General features: G+C 70.5%; 17 protein-coding genes. 6 read left to right on the top strand and 11 right to left on the bottom strand.

Features of this window, described 5'->3' with window-relative positions:
• The first annotated feature begins 121 nt into the window (after nucleotides 1–121).
• From SY84_RS04865 to SY84_RS04875, 3 genes are read left to right on the top strand one after another with little or no spacing between them, the layout of a single operon-like run.
• Complete coding sequence (locus SY84_RS04865; protein WP_046843073.1) at nucleotides 122–583, top strand: Lrp/AsnC family transcriptional regulator; 462 nt, start codon at nucleotides 122–124, stop codon at nucleotides 581–583.
• A gap of 27 nt (nucleotides 584–610) precedes the next feature.
• Complete coding sequence (locus SY84_RS04870) at nucleotides 611–1,075, top strand: iron chaperone (protein WP_046843074.1); 465 nt, start codon at nucleotides 611–613, stop codon at nucleotides 1,073–1,075.
• Between the two features lie 9 nt (nucleotides 1,076–1,084).
• Nucleotides 1,085–1,531: a DinB family protein gene (locus tag SY84_RS04875; protein WP_046843075.1), complete on the top strand. Its 447-nt coding sequence runs from the start codon at nucleotides 1,085–1,087 to the stop codon at nucleotides 1,529–1,531.
• A gap of 4 nt (nucleotides 1,532–1,535) precedes the next feature.
• Here SY84_RS04875 and SY84_RS04880 read toward each other — a convergent pair whose 3' ends face one another.
• The gene (locus tag SY84_RS04880; RefSeq protein WP_046843076.1) at nucleotides 1,536–2,930 is read right to left on the bottom strand and encodes a hypothetical protein; all 1,395 of its coding nucleotides are present in this window, start codon (nucleotides 2,928–2,930) and stop codon (nucleotides 1,536–1,538) included.
• A gap of 102 nt (nucleotides 2,931–3,032) precedes the next feature.
• Here SY84_RS04880 and SY84_RS04885 point away from each other — a divergent pair, with 102 nt between their 5' ends.
• A complete protein-coding gene (locus SY84_RS04885; RefSeq protein WP_046843077.1) occupies nucleotides 3,033–3,614 on the top strand; it encodes an antibiotic biosynthesis monooxygenase in 582 nt (193 codons plus the stop codon).
• 57 nt (nucleotides 3,615–3,671) lie between these two features.
• Here the strand turns inward: SY84_RS04885 and SY84_RS04890 are convergent, their stop codons facing one another.
• The 3 genes from SY84_RS04890 to SY84_RS04900 are packed head-to-tail and all read right to left on the bottom strand — an operon-like array spanning nucleotide 3,672 to nucleotide 5,642.
• Nucleotides 3,672–4,142: an NfeD family protein gene (locus SY84_RS04890; protein ID WP_046843078.1), complete on the bottom strand. Its 471-nt coding sequence runs from the start codon at nucleotides 4,140–4,142 to the stop codon at nucleotides 3,672–3,674.
• A 4-nt stretch (nucleotides 4,143–4,146) separates the two neighbouring features.
• The gene (locus SY84_RS04895; RefSeq protein ID WP_046843079.1) at nucleotides 4,147–5,064 is read right to left on the bottom strand and encodes an SPFH domain-containing protein; all 918 of its coding nucleotides are present in this window, start codon (nucleotides 5,062–5,064) and stop codon (nucleotides 4,147–4,149) included.
• 14 nt (nucleotides 5,065–5,078) lie between these two features.
• The gene (locus tag SY84_RS04900) at nucleotides 5,079–5,642 is read right to left on the bottom strand and encodes a histidine phosphatase family protein (RefSeq protein ID WP_046843080.1); all 564 of its coding nucleotides are present in this window, start codon (nucleotides 5,640–5,642) and stop codon (nucleotides 5,079–5,081) included.
• Nucleotides 5,643–5,739: 97 nt separating this feature from the next.
• Here SY84_RS04900 and SY84_RS04905 point away from each other — a divergent pair, with 97 nt between their 5' ends.
• Together SY84_RS04905 and SY84_RS15780 are read left to right on the top strand one after the other, a co-directional pair.
• Nucleotides 5,740–7,188, top strand: coding sequence for an ATP-binding cassette domain-containing protein (locus SY84_RS04905; RefSeq protein WP_046843081.1), 1,449 nt, complete (start codon nucleotides 5,740–5,742; stop codon nucleotides 7,186–7,188).
• Nucleotides 7,189–7,193: 5 nt separating this feature from the next.
• Nucleotides 7,194–7,763, top strand: coding sequence for a PsbP-related protein (locus SY84_RS15780; protein ID WP_052751041.1), 570 nt, complete (start codon nucleotides 7,194–7,196; stop codon nucleotides 7,761–7,763).
• A 49-nt stretch (nucleotides 7,764–7,812) separates the two neighbouring features.
• On the opposite strand, the gene SY84_RS04915 is transcribed toward SY84_RS15780, so the two are convergent.
• The 7 genes from SY84_RS04915 to SY84_RS04945 all read right to left on the bottom strand — a co-directional run bounded on the left by SY84_RS04915 (nucleotide 7,813) and on the right by SY84_RS04945 (nucleotide 16,042).
• Nucleotides 7,813–9,327, bottom strand: coding sequence for an FGGY-family carbohydrate kinase (locus SY84_RS04915; protein WP_046843082.1), 1,515 nt, complete (start codon nucleotides 9,325–9,327; stop codon nucleotides 7,813–7,815).
• The gene (locus SY84_RS04920; RefSeq protein WP_046843083.1) at nucleotides 9,317–10,387 is read right to left on the bottom strand and encodes an NAD(P)-dependent alcohol dehydrogenase; all 1,071 of its coding nucleotides are present in this window, start codon (nucleotides 10,385–10,387) and stop codon (nucleotides 9,317–9,319) included. The genes SY84_RS04915 and SY84_RS04920 overlap by 11 nt, the downstream gene beginning before the upstream one ends.
• 82 nt (nucleotides 10,388–10,469) lie before the next feature.
• Nucleotides 10,470–11,216, bottom strand: coding sequence for an SDR family NAD(P)-dependent oxidoreductase (locus tag SY84_RS04925; RefSeq protein WP_046843084.1), 747 nt, complete (start codon nucleotides 11,214–11,216; stop codon nucleotides 10,470–10,472).
• Nucleotides 11,213–12,715 carry a mannitol dehydrogenase family protein gene (locus SY84_RS04930; RefSeq protein WP_046843085.1) on the bottom strand — a complete coding sequence of 501 codons (1,503 nt, stop codon included), beginning with the start codon at nucleotides 12,713–12,715 and terminating at the stop codon, nucleotides 11,213–11,215. Before SY84_RS04930 ends, SY84_RS04925 begins: the two co-directional genes overlap by 4 nt.
• Nucleotides 12,712–13,530: a carbohydrate ABC transporter permease gene (locus SY84_RS04935; protein WP_046843086.1), complete on the bottom strand. Its 819-nt coding sequence runs from the start codon at nucleotides 13,528–13,530 to the stop codon at nucleotides 12,712–12,714. Before SY84_RS04935 ends, SY84_RS04930 begins: the two co-directional genes overlap by 4 nt.
• A gap of 138 nt (nucleotides 13,531–13,668) precedes the next feature.
• Nucleotides 13,669–14,577 (bottom strand): carbohydrate ABC transporter permease, encoded by a 909-nt coding sequence (locus SY84_RS04940; protein WP_046843087.1) that lies wholly within the window; start codon nucleotides 14,575–14,577, stop codon nucleotides 13,669–13,671.
• A 139-nt stretch (nucleotides 14,578–14,716) separates the two neighbouring features.
• Complete coding sequence (locus SY84_RS04945) at nucleotides 14,717–16,042, bottom strand: ABC transporter substrate-binding protein (RefSeq protein WP_046843088.1); 1,326 nt, start codon at nucleotides 16,040–16,042, stop codon at nucleotides 14,717–14,719.
• Between the last annotated feature and the right edge of the window lie 239 nt (nucleotides 16,043–16,281).

Here is a 16,281-nt window from a genome sequence, read left to right on the forward strand (position 1 = left end):
TTCATTGTCCGTGCCGGGCGGGCCGGATTGGAATGCGCGTCGCCTGTCAGGTGCGCGGGGGTCGCCGCACACCAGCCTCGCAAACGCCACCCCCCACCTTCCAAATGCTAAGGTGGTGTGGATGAGACAGTCCGGCGGCCACCTCGACCCCCTCGACCACCGCATCCTGCAGGAACTCCAGACGGACTCCCGCCTGAGCATGCGAGAGCTGGGCCGCCGCGTCGGCCTGAGCGCCCCCGCCGTCACCGAACGCGTCCGCCGCCTCGAAGACGCCGGCGTGATCCTCGGCTACGGCATCCGCGTTGCCAGCAAACCCCTGGGGCGCACCATCACCGCGTTCATCGGCGTGCAGGACTCGGGTCGCAACGACCCCACCCTGGTCCGCTGGGCCACCAGGCACGACGGCGTGCTGGAATGCCACAGCGTCACCGGGGACAACTCCTGCATCCTGAAAGTCGCCGTGCCCGACGTCGGCGCGCTGGAGAACATGCTGACCGAACTGATCAACATGGGCTTCACCTGCGACACCAGCATCGTCCTCAGCACCCCCCTGGAAGGCAAACTGCTCCTCCCCCCCAAATGAACCGGATCAGAGCGGGTACAGTTCGTCATGACATCCAGATCCACCCGTAAGGCCCAGCCGGACGACGCCTTCAGCGCCGAGGAACGCGCTGCCATGAAGGACCGCGCCCGCGAGGTGCGCGCCTCCCGCCGGGCCAGACCCGCCGCCGACGGTGACGCGGAGGTCCGGGCCAGGATCACCGAACTGCCCGAACCCGAGCGGACCCTGGCCCGGCACCTGCACGACCTGATCCGCGAGGAGAGCCCCGCCCTGACCCCACGCCTGTGGTACGGCATGCCCGCGTACGCGCTGGAGGGGAAGGTCGTGTGCTTCTATCAGGCGGCAGCGAAGTTCAAAACCCGGTACGGCACGCTGGGGTTCAGTGACGCGGCCCGGCTGGACGACGGGGTGATGTGGCCCACGGCGTACGCCCTGACCAGCTGGACTCCGGAGAGCCGCGCGCAGGTGCAGAACCTGATCCTCCGCGCCGTCCGGGAGCGGCAGGGCGGGTAAGCTGCGGTCATGTGGCCTGAGCTGCGGGAGCTGTTCGTGCGGGACCTGGGGAAGCTGATCGCGGAACTGGAGGCGTACCCGGATGACGCGTCGGTGTGGCGGGTGCGGGGGGACATCGTGAATCCGGCGGGGACGCTGGCGCTGCACCTGATCGGGAACCTGTCGCAGTTCGTCGCGGCGGACCTGGGCGGAGTGCCGTTCGTACGGGACCGGGAGGCGGAGTTCGCGCGGCGGGACGTGCCCCGCGCGGAGTTGATCGCGGGGCTGCGGGAGGTGTCGGCGCGGGTGGTGGCGGGCCTGGACGGCCTGGACGAGGCGCGACTGGACGAGGTGAGTGCGCGGCAACTGCCGGGCTTCCCGGAGGGCATGACCACCCGGTACTTCCTGATTCACCTGTACGGGCACCTGAACTGGCATCTGGGGCAGGTGGATTACCACCGCCGGATGCTGGATTGAACGGCTATTTCACCTTGACGTAGGCGCTGTAGGTGCCAACGGACTGCATCCAGAGGATGCGCTGCCCACCGCGTCCGGCTTCGAAGTAGGCGTTGTACACGCGGGGTTTGCCTTCAATGTCGCTGAAGCTGATCTGCCAGCTGCCCTTCATGGCGTGCCTGCCGCTGGATTTGGCGCCGCTGAAGGTCTGCGCGCCGACAACGCCGCTGGCCATGGCGAGACTCCAGCGGTACGTGCCGGTCCCGGTGAACTCGAAGGTCTCGTTGCTGGAGAATCCGGTCGCGCCGGCGCTGAGGCCGGTGAAGGCGTTCACCCACTGCGTGTACCCGCCCGCGTTGCTGCTCCAGGTGCCGGTGAGGTCGCTGGCGGCGACGGCGAAGCGGTTCAGGCCGCGCAGGTTCCGCAGGGGCCGCAGGAGGGTGTCGTCCACGCCGTAGAACTGGGTGGGGTCCAGCCGGTAGGTCTTCAGGAACGTGTCGCGGTCGGGGGTGACGATCTCGATCCAGCCGCTCTCGGCCTGCCGGAACAGCGCGACGTACACCCGCTGCCCGGTCTCCAGGCTGGTGGCGGTCCCGGTGGCGAGGTAGGGCCGTTCGAAGTTCAGGGTGTCGAAGTTCTGCGCGTAGCCCTGGAGGTCGCGGTAGCGGGGCGCGACGAGGGTGTTCCAGGCGTCCCGTAGCGCGGCGTCGGAGTCCGGGTTGTAGCTGGGGCCGCTGGGGTAGTGGAGGCGGACGGTGGTGGTGCCGCGCCGGGCGAGCACCCAGTCCTTCTGCACGACGGACACCCAGCCGTCGTCGAAGGTGGTGGTGTCGAACTTGTAGGTGCTCTTCAGCGGGGTGGTGTTCAGTCCGCCCGGGGCGGGGGCCGCGGTGGTTTTCGAGGCGGTGGGCGAAGGGGCGGGTGGGGTCGGCGTCTGGGCAGTGGGGGCCTTCAGGCGCAGGGTGGTCAGGAACGTGTCGAACTGCTCCAGGCACTGTTCGTCGTTGCCGAGCATCAGCACGCTCGCCGCCTGACTGGCCGCGCTGAAGGTGGCCAGCACGGCCAGGCTGGTGCCGCCCTCGTACGCGAAGGACGCGCCGCCCAGGTGGCTCTGCCACACGCCCACCGGGTCGCCGCCCTCCTCCTCCGGGGCGCCGTCGGGCGCGTAGGGTTTCACGACCAGGGTGTTCCACTCGCTGCGGAAGTCCTGGGTCACGTTCCCGCTGCCCTTCGTGGCGGGGTACAGGTCAAACACGCAGTACTGGCCGCCCGCGGTGCGGCTCAGGCGCGTGATGCCCTTCGTGGTCGTCTGCGTCCAGCCGCTCGGGGGCGTGAAGGTGTACACGTCGAACGTCGCGGCGTGCGCGGTACTCAGGGTGCTCAGGGCCAGCAGGGGCAGGTGGGCGGTGCGGATGCGCATGCGGTGAACCTCCGTCAGTGGGGGCGCGGGCCGGGGGGACCATCAGTATCGCCCACGCGGTCCCCTGGCTCCAGGCCGCCTATCGGGTAGACTGCGGGGCTGATGTCCGACACCGCTGCCCCCACTGCCCTGCCGCCCCAGTCCACCGGGATCACCCTGGTCGTCACCGAACGCGTGCGTCTGTCGAAACTGGACGCGTACGAGGCCTGGGCCCGCCGCCTGCACGCGGTGCAGGCCACCCAGCCGGGCTTCGTGGGCCTGCATGTCCTGCGCGACACGAACGGCCCGGTCGCGGAGTACGTGACCCTGGTCCGGTTCGAGTCCGCGCAGGCGCTGGAGGCGTGGCGGGCCACCCCCGCCTACCGCGAGGCGCTGGCGCAGCTGGACGACTTCACCGCCGACGAGGTCGAGTACCGCGAGGCGCAGGGTCTGGAGGCGTGGTTCGACCGGCCCGCGCGCCTGCCCGCCCCGCCCCTGTGGAAGAACGTCATCGTGGGCATCGTGGGCGTGTACCCGCTGATCATGCTGTTCGCGTGGCTGCTGCGCCCCGTGACCGGCGAGTGGCCCGCGTGGGCCGCCACCCTGGCGACCGCGTCGCTGTCCACGCTGTTCCTGAACTGGCCGGTGCTGCCGTGGCTGTCACGCCTGCTGCGCCCCTGGCTGTACCCCACCCGGCGCGGGTGAGCAGGACAGCGAGGCGGCCCCGGTGTGCACACCGGGGCCGCCTCTTCGTGGTGTCCGTCAGGTCCAGGTGCCGTTCACCTCGCGGACGTGCAGGGTCGGGCCGTCCGCCGCGACGATCACGACACGAGCGCCCTGCGGGGTGTCGGGGCCGGTGGCGCGCCACTCGCTGTCCCCCACCCGCACGCGGCCGGTGCCGTTCACGATGGGTGTGACGACCGTGACGGTCTGCCCCACCAGCCGGTGTGCGCCCCGGTTCACGCGGCCCGCCTCGGGCGAGTCCGGCAGCAGGCGCGTGACGTACCGGCGGCCCAGCGTGACCGCCGCGACGCTCAGCGCGGCGAACAGCAGCAGTTGCGCGGCGACCGGCAGGACCGGCAGCACGAACACCAGCAGGCCCAGCGCGAACGCCGCGAGGGCCAGCCACACGAAGAAGATGCCGGGCGCGGCGACTTCCAGGATCAGCAGCAGGGCGCCCAGCACCCACCAGTGCCAGGACTGCACGCGTTCCAGGGTGGGCAGCCAGTCCATCCGCCTACCCCTTGCGTCCGAAGGCGTCGCGCGCGATCTCCGCGACGCCCTGCAGGCTGCCCAGGATGCTGGTCGCTTCCAGCGGCAGGATCAGGGTCTTCTGGTTGGGGGCGCTGGCGATGTCCTTCAGGGCGTCCACGTAGCGCTGCGCCACGAAGTAGTTGATGGCCTGCACGTTCCCGGCGGCAATCGCGTCACTGACCAGCCGGGTCGCCTCGGCTTCCGCCTGCGCGGCGCGTTCGCGGGCCTCGGCCTCCAGGAACGCCGCCTGCCGCCGCCCCTCGGCGGAGAGGATCTCGGCCTGCTTCTCGCCCTCGGCTTTCAGGATCGCGGCCTGCCGGAAGCCCTCGGCGTCCAGAATGTTGGCGCGTTTCTCGCGTTCGGCCTTCATCTGGCGGGCCATGCTGGCGACCAGATCGGCGGGCGGCTTTATATCTTTGACCTCGATGCGCGTGGCCTTCACGCCCCACGGCTCGGTGGCCTCATCCACGACGGTCAGCAGCCGCGCGTTGATCTGGTCGCGGTTGGACAGCAGTTCGTCGAGGTCCATGCTGCCCATCACGGTGCGGATGTTCGTCATGGTGAGATTCAGGATCGCCTGATTGAGGTTGCTGACCTCGTAGCTGGCCTTGGCGGCGTCGAGTACCTGGTAGAACACCACGCCGTCCACGGTGACCAGGGCGTTGTCCTTGGTGATGACCTCCTGGCTGGGCACGTCGAGCACCTGTTCCATCATGTTCACGCGGCGCCCGATGCGGTCGATGTACGGAATGATGATGTTCAGCCCCGGCTTGAGTGTGCGCTGGAACTTCCCGAAGCGTTCCTGCGTCCACTCGCTGCCCTGCGGCACGCTCTTGACCCCGGCGAACAGCGTGATGATCACCAGCAGCAGCAGGACCATGACGAAAATGGTGAATCCCATGAAATTGCCTCCCTTTACGGGGCAGTACGCGCCCCCACCGGGCCGGGTTCCCAGGGCACGCTGAGCACCCCCAGCAGGGGCAGATCCCGCCACAGCGGGTACGGGTCCACGCCGCGCCGGGCAGCCACGAGCAGGCTGATCACCGTCCCGTGCGCCACGACCGCCACGGTGGGCTGCGGGTTGGCGGCCATGACGGCGTTCACGGCGTTCGAGAAGCGGGTGCGGGCATCCCGCGCGGTCTCCTCGCCGACCACGAGCCGGTCCGGCTGCGCGAAGAACGCGCGGTATTCGGCCTGGAAGTCCGCCGGGTCAGCGTGACAGCGGGCCGTGTAGCGCAGCTGCTCGTGCAGACCGTGCATGGGCCGCAGCGGGATACTCAGGTGATCGGCCAGGGCCTGCGCGGTCGCGTGCGCCTTGGGTTCCAGCGAGCACACGATCACGTCCGGGCGGGGGTCCAGCCGGGCCGCCAGTGCGGGCAGCTCGGTCAGGGCATCCGGGGCGAGCGGCCACTCGTGCGCCGGGACGCCCGCCACGAACTGCGGCTTGCCGTGCTTGATCAGGTGCAGGGTGCGGGGCATGGGTGCAGCAGAGCACGCGCCCTGTCCCACTGGCGTCTGCCGGATCGCGTAGACGCCTCCCCGGCCCGCAGGGCGGCGCGCCGCTAGACTCGCGGGGATGAGTGCGCCGCTGGTGGCCCTGAGGGACGTGGATGTGATCGCGGGTGGGGACACGCGCCTGCGCGGCGTGACGCTGGACGTGCCGCGCGGCGCGGCGCTGCGGCTGTGGGGGCCGAACGGGGGCGGGAAGACGACGCTGCTGCGCCTCCTGGCGGGTGAGGTGGCCCCGGTGCGTGGCGAGCGGGCATACGGCCTGGGGGGCGGGGTGCAGCGGTCGGCGGTGCGGGCGCGGCGGTCGCTGCGGCTGGTCGGCCCGGACGCGGAGACCTTCTACCTGACGCGGGAGTGGGTGCAGACCGTGCAGGACGTGCTGCTGGCGGCGCTGTCCGGCGAGCGTCTGAACCTCTGGGAGGCGACACCGGCGGCGCAGGCGCGCGTGGCGGAGGTCGCGGCCCTGACGGGGCTGGGGGCGCTGCTGGGCCGGGACGTGCGGACGCTGAGTCACGGGCAGCGGCGGCGCGTGATGCTGGGCGCGGCGCTGATGCCCGCACCGGAGCTGCTGCTGCTGGACGAGTTCACGGACGGCCTGAGCCCGCAGGCCCGCGCGGAGCTGGGCGCGCTGATCGCGCGGGTGCACGCGGCGGGGGTGGCGGTGGTGCTCGCCACGCACCGCCCGGAGGAGGCGCCCGGTCTGCCCTGGCGGACCCTGCGGGTGGAGGGGGGCGTGGTGACCGAGGTGGCGCCGCCGGCCCAGGACCTCTCTCCTGCCCTGGTGCTGCCCGGCGCGGCGGGCACAGGAGAGACGCTGGTGCGGGTGCAGGACGCGGTCGTGTATCGGGACGGGCACCGCGCGCTGGGTCCGCTGGACTGGACGTGGCGTTCGGGGGAGCACTGGCTGGTCACCGGCGAGAACGGCAGCGGCAAGAGCACCCTGGCGCGCCTGATTGCTGGGGAACTGCACCCCGCGCTGGGAGGGCGCGTCCGGCGGCCGTTCCTGGGGCGCGACCTGCTGACCGAGCGCCGCGCGCAGATCGGGCTGGTCAGCGCGGAGCTGAGTATCCGGCAGCGGCGGGACTGGACGGGCCGCGAGGTGATCGGCAGTGCCTGGAGCGGCGCGGAAGGCTTCAGCCCCGACCTGACACCCGAGCAGGCGCGCAGGGTTGAGGAGCTGGCCGGTCACCTCGCCCTGAGAGACCTGCTGGACCGGGGCGCCGAGTCCCTGTCGCAGGGGCAGCTGCGGCGCCTGCTGCTGGCCCGCGCGGTCGCGCACCGCCCGCGCCTGCTGATCCTCGACGAGGGGCTGGACTTCCTGGACGCCCACGCGCGCGCCGCATTCCTGGCGCTGCTGCCCGGGCTGGCCCGCGCGGGTACGCACGTCCTGATCGTCGCGCACCGTGATCAGGACGCCCCGGCGGGCCTCACGCACCACCTGCATCTGGAGGGCGGGCGGGTCGCGGTCACGCGCCCGCTCCAGTCAGACTCGGCTCACCTTCAGGCTCTACCCTGACGCTCATGAAGCGCGCCACCCTGCTTGCTCCCCTGCTCCTCGCGGCCCTGAGCCTCACCCCCGCCCTCGCGCAGGGCGCCGCCGCCACGCCCGCGACGCCCGCCGCTGCGGAGGGGACGCGCACCGTGGAGGCCGTCACCGCCACGAGCAGCCGCGGGTACTCGATCCGCGTGCCCGCCGGGTGGATCCCGCTGAAGAACGTGCCGGGCGCGGACGTGGCGTTCATCAACCGTGACGCGGGCACCGTGCGCCCCACCGTGACCGTGCAGGTGCAGGACGTGGACCCCAAACTGAAGGCCACCCTGGCGGACTTCCGGGACCTGTTCGCCACGCAGCTCGGCAGAGACGTGCCCAAGTTCAGGATGCTGGGCGAGAAGACCATCAAGCTGGGCAGCACGCCCGCGATCCTCTGGACGTACCTGGGCGACGGGGACGGTGGCATGGTCCGCTGGACGCAGGTGTTCACTGTGAAGAACAACCGCCTGTTCACCGCGACCCTCGTGCAGCCCAGCGGCACCACCGCCGAGCAGATTGAGGAAGGCCGCGCGATCCTCACCAGCCTGACCCTGAAGTAAGCTCATACGGAACCGCGACCGCCACTTTCAAGGCGGTCGCGGTCTTCTGTTACAGCGCGTGGACGATGTCGCGGGTGGCCGGGTACAGCGCGCGGTACAGGCCGTACAGGCGGTCGTACTCGGCGCGGGTGGCCGCATCCGGCGTGACGGGCGGGCCGGGCTGCACCCAGCGGTCCAGATCGTCTCGGGTCAGCGCCCCGGCGGCCAGCCCGGCCAGGAACGCGTCGCCGTAGCTGGCGCCGACGGTCACCCGCGGCACCGCCTGCACCTGCCCGGTGATGTCCGAGACGATCTGCAGCCACGTGCCGCCCTTCGTGCCGCCGCCCACCGCGACGACGCGCCGCACGTCCGCGCCGAGGTCGCGCAGCGCGTCGAGGTTGTGGCGGATGCCGAAGCCCACGCCCTCCAGCGCCGCGCGGAACAGGTGCGCGCGGGTGTGCGAGAGAGTCAGACCCGCCACCACGCCGCGCGCCCGGGAGTCGTTGACCGGCGTGCGCTCGCCGCTGAAGTACGGCAGCATGAGCAGGCCGTCCGCGCCGGGCGGCAGGGCCGCCGCCTGCGTAAACAGCTCGTCGTAGGCGGCGGCGGTGTCCTGCTCGCGGGCGAATTCGTCCACGATCCAGCGGGTGAGGCTGCCGGTGGTGCTCATCCCCGCCGCGAGGTTCACCTGACCCACGAACGCGCCGCCCACCGACCACACGCGCGGGTCCGGGGTGGGGCGCTCCTGCGTGAGGATGAAGAAGGTGGACGAGCCGTACATGACCATCAGGTCACCGGGCCGCGCGGCGCCCACGCTGAGGCCCTCGGCCAGGGCGTCCACGGTGCCCACCGCGACGGGCGTGCCGGGCCGCAGGCCGGTTTCAGCGGCGGCCGCTGCCGTGACCTGCCCGGCCCGTTCGTCACTCCAGGCGAGGCGGGGCAGCACCTCCAGGCCCCGGTCGCCCAGCACGGACGCCGCGAACCGGGCTGTCCAGGTGCGGGCGCGCGGGTCGTACAGCGGCATGACGTGCGCGCCAGTGTGGTGGTCGATGACGTGCTCGCCGGTCAGGCGGAACACGAGGTAACTTCCCGCGCTGGTCAGGGTGCGCGCCTGCGCCCACACGTCCGGTTCGTGTTCGCGTAGCCAGCGGATCTTCGGGCCGGTCGCCTGACTCGTCAGGGCCATGCCGCTGTGCGCGAGGATCGCCGCCTCGCCCAGTTCGGCGTTCAGCGCGTTGATCTGCGCCTGCGCGCGGGTGTCCACGCCGTACAGGATGCCGGGCCGCAGCGGCTGTCCCTCCGCGTTCAGGGGCAGCAGCGTGGGCCCAATGGCGCTGCACGCCACGCCCGCCACGCGCCCGGCAGTGTCAGGTTCACGCAGCAGCGCCCGCAGGATCGTGACCACGTCCGCCCACCACACCGCGTCCGCGTCCTGCTCCACTTGCCCATGCCGGGGCACCGAGATGCCGTGCGGCACGACGTGCTGAGCCACGATCTCCCCCTCCAGCGTCGTGAGGACCCCCTTGCTGGAGTACGTGCCGACATCCACCCCGATCAGCAGATCCCGGAGCCGCTCAGCGGACATCGATCATGACCTTCATGGACGTGCGCTTCTCGCGGTCGGCGAACGCGAACGCGTCGGGCGTCTGCGCGAACGGGAAGCGGTGCGTGACGAGCGCGTCCAGGTTCACGCGGCCACTCGCCGCAAGCTCGACGGCAGCCGGGTAGCAGTTCGCGTAACGGAACACGCCCCTCAGCGTCACCTCACGGCTCGCGGCGCTCACGATGTCCAGGCTCACCTCCGGATCAGGCGGGAGGCCCACCAGGACCGCCACGCCGCCCGGTTTCGGTGCGGCCAGGGTCAGGCGCGTGGTGGGAAGGCTCCCGGCGGTCTCGAAGGCGACGTCCACCCCCGCGTGCGAGAGCGGCAGCCCGTCGCGCGCGGCGCACAGCTCGCGCAGGGCGGCCAGCGCGTCCACACGGCGCGCGTTGAGGGTGTGGGTGGCGCCGACCTCACGCGCGAGATCGAGCCGGAAATCCTCCAGATCCACCGCGATGATTGTCGTCGCGCCCGCCGCGCGGGCCGCCATGACGGTTGTGCAGCCCACCGGCCCGGCGCCCAGCACCGCCACCGCGTGCCCGGGCCGCACGTCGCCCCTGCGGGCGGCCCACAGGCCCACCGCCAGCGGTTCCAGCAGCGCCGCCGCGTCGTCACTGACGCTGTCCGGCACCGGGTACACGAAGTCGTCGGGCCACAGGACGTACTCGGTCAGCGCGCCGTCCACCGGGGGCGTCGCCATGAACGTCATGTCCGGGCAGAGGTTGTACGCCCCAGTGCGGCAGTACGCGCAGTGGCGGCACGGCACGCCGGGTTCCAGCGCCACGCGGTCGCCGGGGCTCACGCGCGTCACACCCGCGCCCACGGCGTCCACCACGCCGCTCACCTCGTGCCCCAGCACCAGCGGGCCGTTCACCACGAAGGGCCCGATTTGGCCGTGCGAGTAGTAGTGCACGTCGCTGCCGCACACGCCGATCCGCGTGACCCGCACCCGCACCTTCCTCGCCCCGGGCGCGGGCACCTCGCGGGACGTCCAGTCCAGCTGGCGCGGACCGGTCAGGACGGAGGTTCTCGAACTCAGGGTCATGTCACTCCTTGAAATGGTCGTGGGGTCGAAGGGTCGAGCGACTTCAGGCGTTCCGGATCCTCGACCCTCCCCGCGGGGGGCTTTACCAGCAGGTGTAGCCGCCGTCGACGACCAGGGCGTGCCCGGTGACGAAACTGGCGGCGTCGGACGCGAGGTACAGCACGGCGGGGGCGATCTCGGCGGGTTCCGCGAGGCGGCCCATCGGGGTTTCCTTCAGCCACGTCTCGCGCCATTCGGGGGTCTCCAGCCCGCGTTTGGTGAGGGGCGTGGCGGTGTAGCCGGGCGCGACGCAGTTCACGCGCACGCCGCGCGGCGCCCACTCGCCCGCCAGCGAGCGGGTGAGGTGAATCACGGCGGCCTTGCTGGCGTTGTATGCCGCCTGCGGCTGCGGGTGGTTGCTGATCAGGCCGCTCATGCTGGCGGTGGACACAATGCTGCCCTGACCGCGTTCCAGCATGCCGCGCCCGAATTCGCGGCAGCACCAGTACACGCCGTTCAGATTCACGTCGATCACGCTGCGCCAGTCGTCGTCGGGGGTCTCCTCGGCGGGGGTGTTGCGGACAATCCCGGCATTGTTTGCGAGGATGTCCACGTCCGGGAGCCTGCGGGCAAGGGCGGCGACGGCGGCGGCGTCGGTGACGTTCAGCACCTCGAACTGCCCGTCCAGGGTCGCGGCGGCGGTCTGGCCCACGTCGGGGTTCAGGTCGGCGATGGTGACGCGCGCCCCGGCCTGCGCGAGGCCCCGGGCGATCTCGAAGCCGATGCCCTGCGCGCCCCCGGTGATCAGGGCGTGGCGGCCGTCCAGGCGGAAGAGGTCGAGGATGGTCATGCGTGTTCTCCTTGCGTGGGGGCAGCGTGCAGGGCGCGCAGCGCGCCGAGTGGGCCGTGGGTGGTCAGGGCGGCGCGGGCGTCCAGGTAGGCCTGCACGAAGGCGGGCGCGGCGCTCAGGTCGCCGAACACGTCGGGCTGGTGCAGGAACGCGCCGGGCGTGACCTGATCGGCCAGGGCGGCACGGGTGAGGTCGTCGGCGCGGACGTCGTCCAGCCGGTCGCCGCGCGTGGCGGCCTGCGCGACGTACGCGCTCCAGGCGGCGACCACGAGGGCGCAGCGGCGCAGGTCCCCGCCCCGCGCGGCCTGTTCGCGGGCGACGGGCAGCAGGAATTTGGGGATGCGTTCGCTGCCGTCCACGATCAGGCGGGCCAGGGTGTCCTGAATGGCGGGGTTCGAGAACCGCGCGATGAGGTCGTGGCTGTAGGCCCCCAGGTCGATGCCGGGCACGGGGCGCAGGGTGAGGCGGGCCTCACACGTCATGTAGTCGAGCAGGAACTGTGCGTAGTCGGGCTGCTGGCAGACCTCGTGCACGAACGTGTGGCCGTCCAGAAGCGCGGGGTAGCTCATAGCCTGATGCGCGGCGTTCAGGAGGCGCAGTTTCATGAGTTCGTACGGTTCGACATCCGGGACGAGCTGCACGCCCACGTCCTCCAGTGGGGGGCGGCCGCAGGTGAAGTGGTCCTCGAGCACCCACTGCGTGAACGCCTCGGCGACCACCGGGCAGGCGTCCTGCACGCCGTACTCGCGCTCCAGGTCGGCGCGCACGGCGTCCGTGGTGACGGGCGTGATGCGGTCGACCATGCTGTTCGGGAAGGCGACCTCGCGGTCGATCCAGTCGGCGAGGTCCGGGTCCCGGCGGCGGGCGAAGGCGGTCAGGACGCGCCGGGTGACGTGCCCGTTGCCCTGGATGTTGTCGCAGGACATGACCGTGAAGGGACTCAGGCCGCGCTCGCGGCGGCGGCGCAGGCCCTCGGTCAGGAAGCCCAGGGTGCTGCGGGGCGCGGCGCCGGGCTGGAGGTCGTGCAGGACGTCCCCGCCGGGGTCGAACTCGCCGGTGGCGTTGTTCAGGCTGTAGCCGCCCTCGGTGACGGTCAGGGACACGATGCGCGTGGCGGGGTGCGCCAGCCGCTCGCAGACCGCCTCGGGGTCGTCCGGGGCGTACAGGTAGTCGTGCACGGCGCCGATCACGCGGGCCTCGCTGTGGCCGTCCGGGGCGCGGGTCAGCAGGGTGTACAGGTGGTCCTGGGCGCACAGCGCGTCGCGGACCCGGGCGTCCCCGGGCAGGACGCCCACGCCGCAGATGGCCCAGTCGTGCGCGGCGCCCAGGTTCAGCAGCCGGTCGAGGTACATGGCCTGATGCGAGCGGTGGAAGGCGCCCACCCCGAAGTGCACGATGCCGGTGCGCAGGCCGCGCGGGTCGTAGGCGGGCACCTGCACGCGCCCGGCCAGGGCGGGGAGGCTCGCGGCGCGCAGGGGGAAGCTGGCGGCCACGGTCATTTCACCGCGCCGAAGCTCAGGCCGCGGACCAGCTGCCGCTGGGCGACCCAGCCGAAGATCAGGACAGGCAGGACGGTCAGGGTGGCGGCGGCGCTCAGCTGCGCCCAGAACAGGCCCTGGCTGGTCTTGAATTCACCGATGAACACGCTCAGTGGGGCGGCGTCCGAACTGGTGAGGTTCAGCGCGAAGAACACCTCGTTCCACGCGAAGATCAGGCACAGCAGGGCGGTGGCGGCCATGCCGGGCGTGCTCAGGGGCAGCGCGATCCCGAAGAATTCCTGCGCGACGGTCGCGCCGTCCACCTTGGCGGCCTCGTAGATCGCGTAGGGGATCTCGGTCATGTAGGAGTGCATCATCCACACGACCAGCGGGAGGTTCATGGTGGTGTACATCAGGATCAGTCCGGGCAGCGTGTCGAGCAGGTCGAGGTTGCGGTAGATCAGGAACAGCGGCACGATCACGCCCACGGCAGGCATGAACTTCGTGGACAGCATCCAGGTCAGGACGTTCTGCGCGCGGCGGGTGGGGTACACGGCCAGCGCGAACGCGGCCGGGAGCCCCAGGATGAACGCCAGGACCGTGCTGCCCACGGCGGCGACCAGCGAGTTGCGCAGCGCCGGGAAGTACGAGCCCATGGCCTTCTCGAAGTTCTCCAGGGTGGGCGTGAAGATGAACACGGGCGGGGTGGCGAAGGCCTGCGCCTCGGTCTTGAAGGCGGCCATGAACATCCACACCAGCGGGAACAGGAACGCGGCGGCGATCAGGTAGGTGACGAGGGTCAGCAGGGTGTTACGCAGTCGGATCTGGGCTTTCATACGGACTCCGACTGAACGGTTTGCGCAAACCGTTCAGTTCGAGCGGATGCGAGAAGGAGCGAAGCGGGTTCCGGGCGTGGAGTGAGCAACCCGGTAATGTTCCGGGTTGTGAACGAAACAGACGGAATCCGCCTCATGTCATTCGCTCCTGCTGGTACGGGTCAGGAGGCGCAGCATGTACGCGGCGAGCACGTTCGTGAGGACCACGGTGATGACCCCGGCGGCGCTGGCCAGTCCGATGTTGTACTCCGCGAAGGCCTTCTGGTAGATGAAGTACGGGAGGTTGGTGGTGGCCAGCCCCGGCCCGCCGGACGTTGAGCCGTAGATCTCGCCGTACACCTGCAGCAGCGCGATGGTCTCCATCAGGACGACCACCTGGATGGCCTGCGTCCAGTGGGGCAGCACCACGAAACGGAATTCCTGCCAGGGGCTGGCGCCGTCCAGGCGGGCGGCCTCGATCTGGTCGTCCGGGAGGCTCTGCAGGCCCGTCAGGAGGATCAGCATGGCGAAGGGCGTCCATTCCCAGGTGATCATGGCGATCACGCTGGCCATCGGGTGCTGCGCCAGGAAGTCCACCGGGGGCAGGCCCAGGCTGGTCAGCACCCACGAGAAGAAGCCGAAGGCGGGGTTCAGGAGCATGTTCTTCCAGACGACGGCCGTCACGACCGGCATGACCAGGAACGAGCTGATCAGCAGGGTGCGCAGCAGCGCGCGGCCCGGAAAGTCGCGGTTCAGCAGCAGCGCCAGGGCCGCGCCGATGATCAGGGTGAGGATCAGCGTGCCGCCCGCCAGGACGACGGTGTTCCACAGGATCGTGAGGTTCTGCGGGTCGGTCAGCAGGTTCTTGTAGTTGTCCAGCCCGATGAAGGGGCGGGCGCCAGGAATGGCGAGGTTGTAGCGGAAGAACGAGTAGTACACCGTCATGAAGAACGGCACCTGGGTGGTCAGGATCAGGTACAGCAGGGCGGGCCAGATCAGCGCGGCGGGTGTCAGTCGGAAGCCCCGCCTGGGGGCGGCGGTCGCGTGTGGTGTGGCGGCGGCGGTCATGATTCACCTCCTGCGGGTGGGGGGTGTACAAGTTCAGGGGAGGCGAGGTGGTCGCCTCGGGCCTCCCCTGGAGTGCGCTGGGACTGTGGATTGTGGGTGGGCGCGGCGCCCTGGAGGATCACCGCGCCCCGTGGAGTGGTTACTTCTGGTAGCCGCCTTCACGGGCGGTCTTGTTCGCGGCGTCCTGGCTGAGTTTCAGCGCCTGATCGACGGTGTACTGCCCGCTCAGGGCCCCGGCGAGGTACTGTCCGACCTGCGTGCCGAGCGCCTGGAATTCGGGGATGGCGACGTACTGCACGCCGGTGTAGGGCACGGGGTCCTTGGTGGCCTTGTTCACGTCGGCGCTGTTGATGCTGCTCAGGACCAGACCGCTGAACGCCCCGGCGGCTTTCCTGTAGTTGGCGTTCTGGTAGGTGCTGGTGCGGGTGCCGGGGGGGACGCTGGCCCAGGTGCCCTTGGTCTTGGCGACCAGGGCGATGTAGTCCTTGCTGGTGGCCCAGGTCAGGAACTTGAAGGCGGCGTCTTCCTGCTTGGTGCTCTTGGGAATGGCGAGGTTCCAGCTCCAGTACCAGTTGTTGCCGCGCGGGGTGGTGCCGACCGGGGCCTTGGCGAAACCGACCGACTTGGTGATCTTGGAGCTGCTGGGGTCGCTGAGGAACCCGGCGGCGACGGTCGCGTCGACCCACATGCCGCACTTGCCCTGGCTCATCAGGGTGAGGTTCTCGGTGAAGCCGTTGCCGGTCGCGCCGGGAGGGCCGTACTTCTTGACGAGGTTCACGTAGAAGGTCATGGCGCTTTTCCAGGCGGGGGTGTTCAATTGGGCCTGCCAGCCCTGGTCGAACCAGCGGCCGCCGAAGGTGTTGACCATGGTGCTGAACAGGGCCATGTTCTCGCCCCAGCCGGGCAGGCCGCGCAGGCACACGCCGTACACGCCCTTGGCGGGGTTGTGGACCTTGCTGGCGAAGGTCTGGATCTGGGTCCAGGTGGGCTGGGCGGGCATGGTCAGCCCGGCGGCCTTGAAGAGGTCCTTGTTGTAGTACGTCATGCTGCTCTCGGCGTAGAAGGGCACGGCGTACAGGCTGCCGCCGACGGTCAGGGCGCCGCGCACGCCGGGCAGGACGTCGGCGAGGTTGTAGCTCCTGGCGATGTCCGGGTACTTGCCGAACAGGGGGGTCAGGGGTTCGAGCCAGCCGTTCTTGGCCCAGATGGGCACCTCGTAGGCGCCGACGGTGGCGAGGTCGAAGCTGCCGGCGCCGCTGGCGACGTCCAGGGTGATCTTCTGGCGCAGTTCGTTCTCGGGGAGGGTCACCCACTTGACCTGGATGTCGGGGTACTTCTTGTTGAACTCGGGGGTGAGTTTCTGCATGGTGACCATGTCCGGGTTGTTCACGGTGGCGATGGTGATGGTCACGGCGCTGGCCTGGCTGAGCAGGGCGGTCAGGGCGAGCAGGGCGAGTCGGTTCACGGGTGGTCCTCCATGGGGCAGGGGCCCGGTCAGGGGCGTGCGGCGCGGGGGCTGCGGCGGGTGACGGCCGGGCAGCTTCAGGTGACGGGTTCACCTGATCTCGGATTGAATGGTCTCGTGACCATCAGTGAATCACACCGCTTTTCGTTTGTCTACAGGTGCCACTGCCGGGGACATCATGTGAAAATGGTCTCGTGACCAACGGCTTGAGCGTGCCTCCCGCGCTGGCCTACAATGCA

This window comes from Deinococcus soli (ex Cha et al. 2016) (assembly GCF_001007995.1).
GTDB lineage: Bacteria > Deinococcota > Deinococci > Deinococcales > Deinococcaceae > Deinococcus > Deinococcus soli.

Excerpts from the sequence above, each read along its gene's own strand:
- SY84_RS04865 (WP_046843073.1), top strand. The coding sequence starts at position 122 with ATGAGACAGTCCGGCGGCCACCTCGACCCCCTCGACCACCGCATCCTG.
- SY84_RS04870 (WP_046843074.1), top strand. The coding sequence starts at position 611 with ATGACATCCAGATCCACCCGTAAGGCCCAGCCGGACGACGCCTTCAGC.
- SY84_RS04875 (WP_046843075.1), top strand. The coding sequence starts at position 1,085 with ATGTGGCCTGAGCTGCGGGAGCTGTTCGTGCGGGACCTGGGGAAGCTG.
- SY84_RS04880 (WP_046843076.1), bottom strand. The coding sequence starts at position 2,930 with ATGCGCATCCGCACCGCCCACCTGCCCCTGCTGGCCCTGAGCACCCTG.
- SY84_RS04885 (WP_046843077.1), top strand. The coding sequence starts at position 3,033 with ATGTCCGACACCGCTGCCCCCACTGCCCTGCCGCCCCAGTCCACCGGG.
- SY84_RS04890 (WP_046843078.1), bottom strand. The coding sequence starts at position 4,142 with ATGGACTGGCTGCCCACCCTGGAACGCGTGCAGTCCTGGCACTGGTGG.
- SY84_RS04895 (WP_046843079.1), bottom strand. The coding sequence starts at position 5,064 with ATGGGATTCACCATTTTCGTCATGGTCCTGCTGCTGCTGGTGATCATC.
- SY84_RS04900 (WP_046843080.1), bottom strand. The coding sequence starts at position 5,642 with ATGCCCCGCACCCTGCACCTGATCAAGCACGGCAAGCCGCAGTTCGTG.
- SY84_RS04905 (WP_046843081.1), top strand. The coding sequence starts at position 5,740 with ATGAGTGCGCCGCTGGTGGCCCTGAGGGACGTGGATGTGATCGCGGGT.
- SY84_RS15780 (WP_052751041.1), top strand. The coding sequence starts at position 7,194 with ATGAAGCGCGCCACCCTGCTTGCTCCCCTGCTCCTCGCGGCCCTGAGC.
- SY84_RS04915 (WP_046843082.1), bottom strand. The coding sequence starts at position 9,327 with ATGTCCGCTGAGCGGCTCCGGGATCTGCTGATCGGGGTGGATGTCGGC.
- SY84_RS04920 (WP_046843083.1), bottom strand. The coding sequence starts at position 10,387 with ATGACCCTGAGTTCGAGAACCTCCGTCCTGACCGGTCCGCGCCAGCTG.
- SY84_RS04925 (WP_046843084.1), bottom strand. The coding sequence starts at position 11,216 with ATGACCATCCTCGACCTCTTCCGCCTGGACGGCCGCCACGCCCTGATC.
- SY84_RS04930 (WP_046843085.1), bottom strand. The coding sequence starts at position 12,715 with ATGACCGTGGCCGCCAGCTTCCCCCTGCGCGCCGCGAGCCTCCCCGCC.
- SY84_RS04935 (WP_046843086.1), bottom strand. The coding sequence starts at position 13,530 with ATGAAAGCCCAGATCCGACTGCGTAACACCCTGCTGACCCTCGTCACC.
- SY84_RS04940 (WP_046843087.1), bottom strand. The coding sequence starts at position 14,577 with ATGACCGCCGCCGCCACACCACACGCGACCGCCGCCCCCAGGCGGGGC.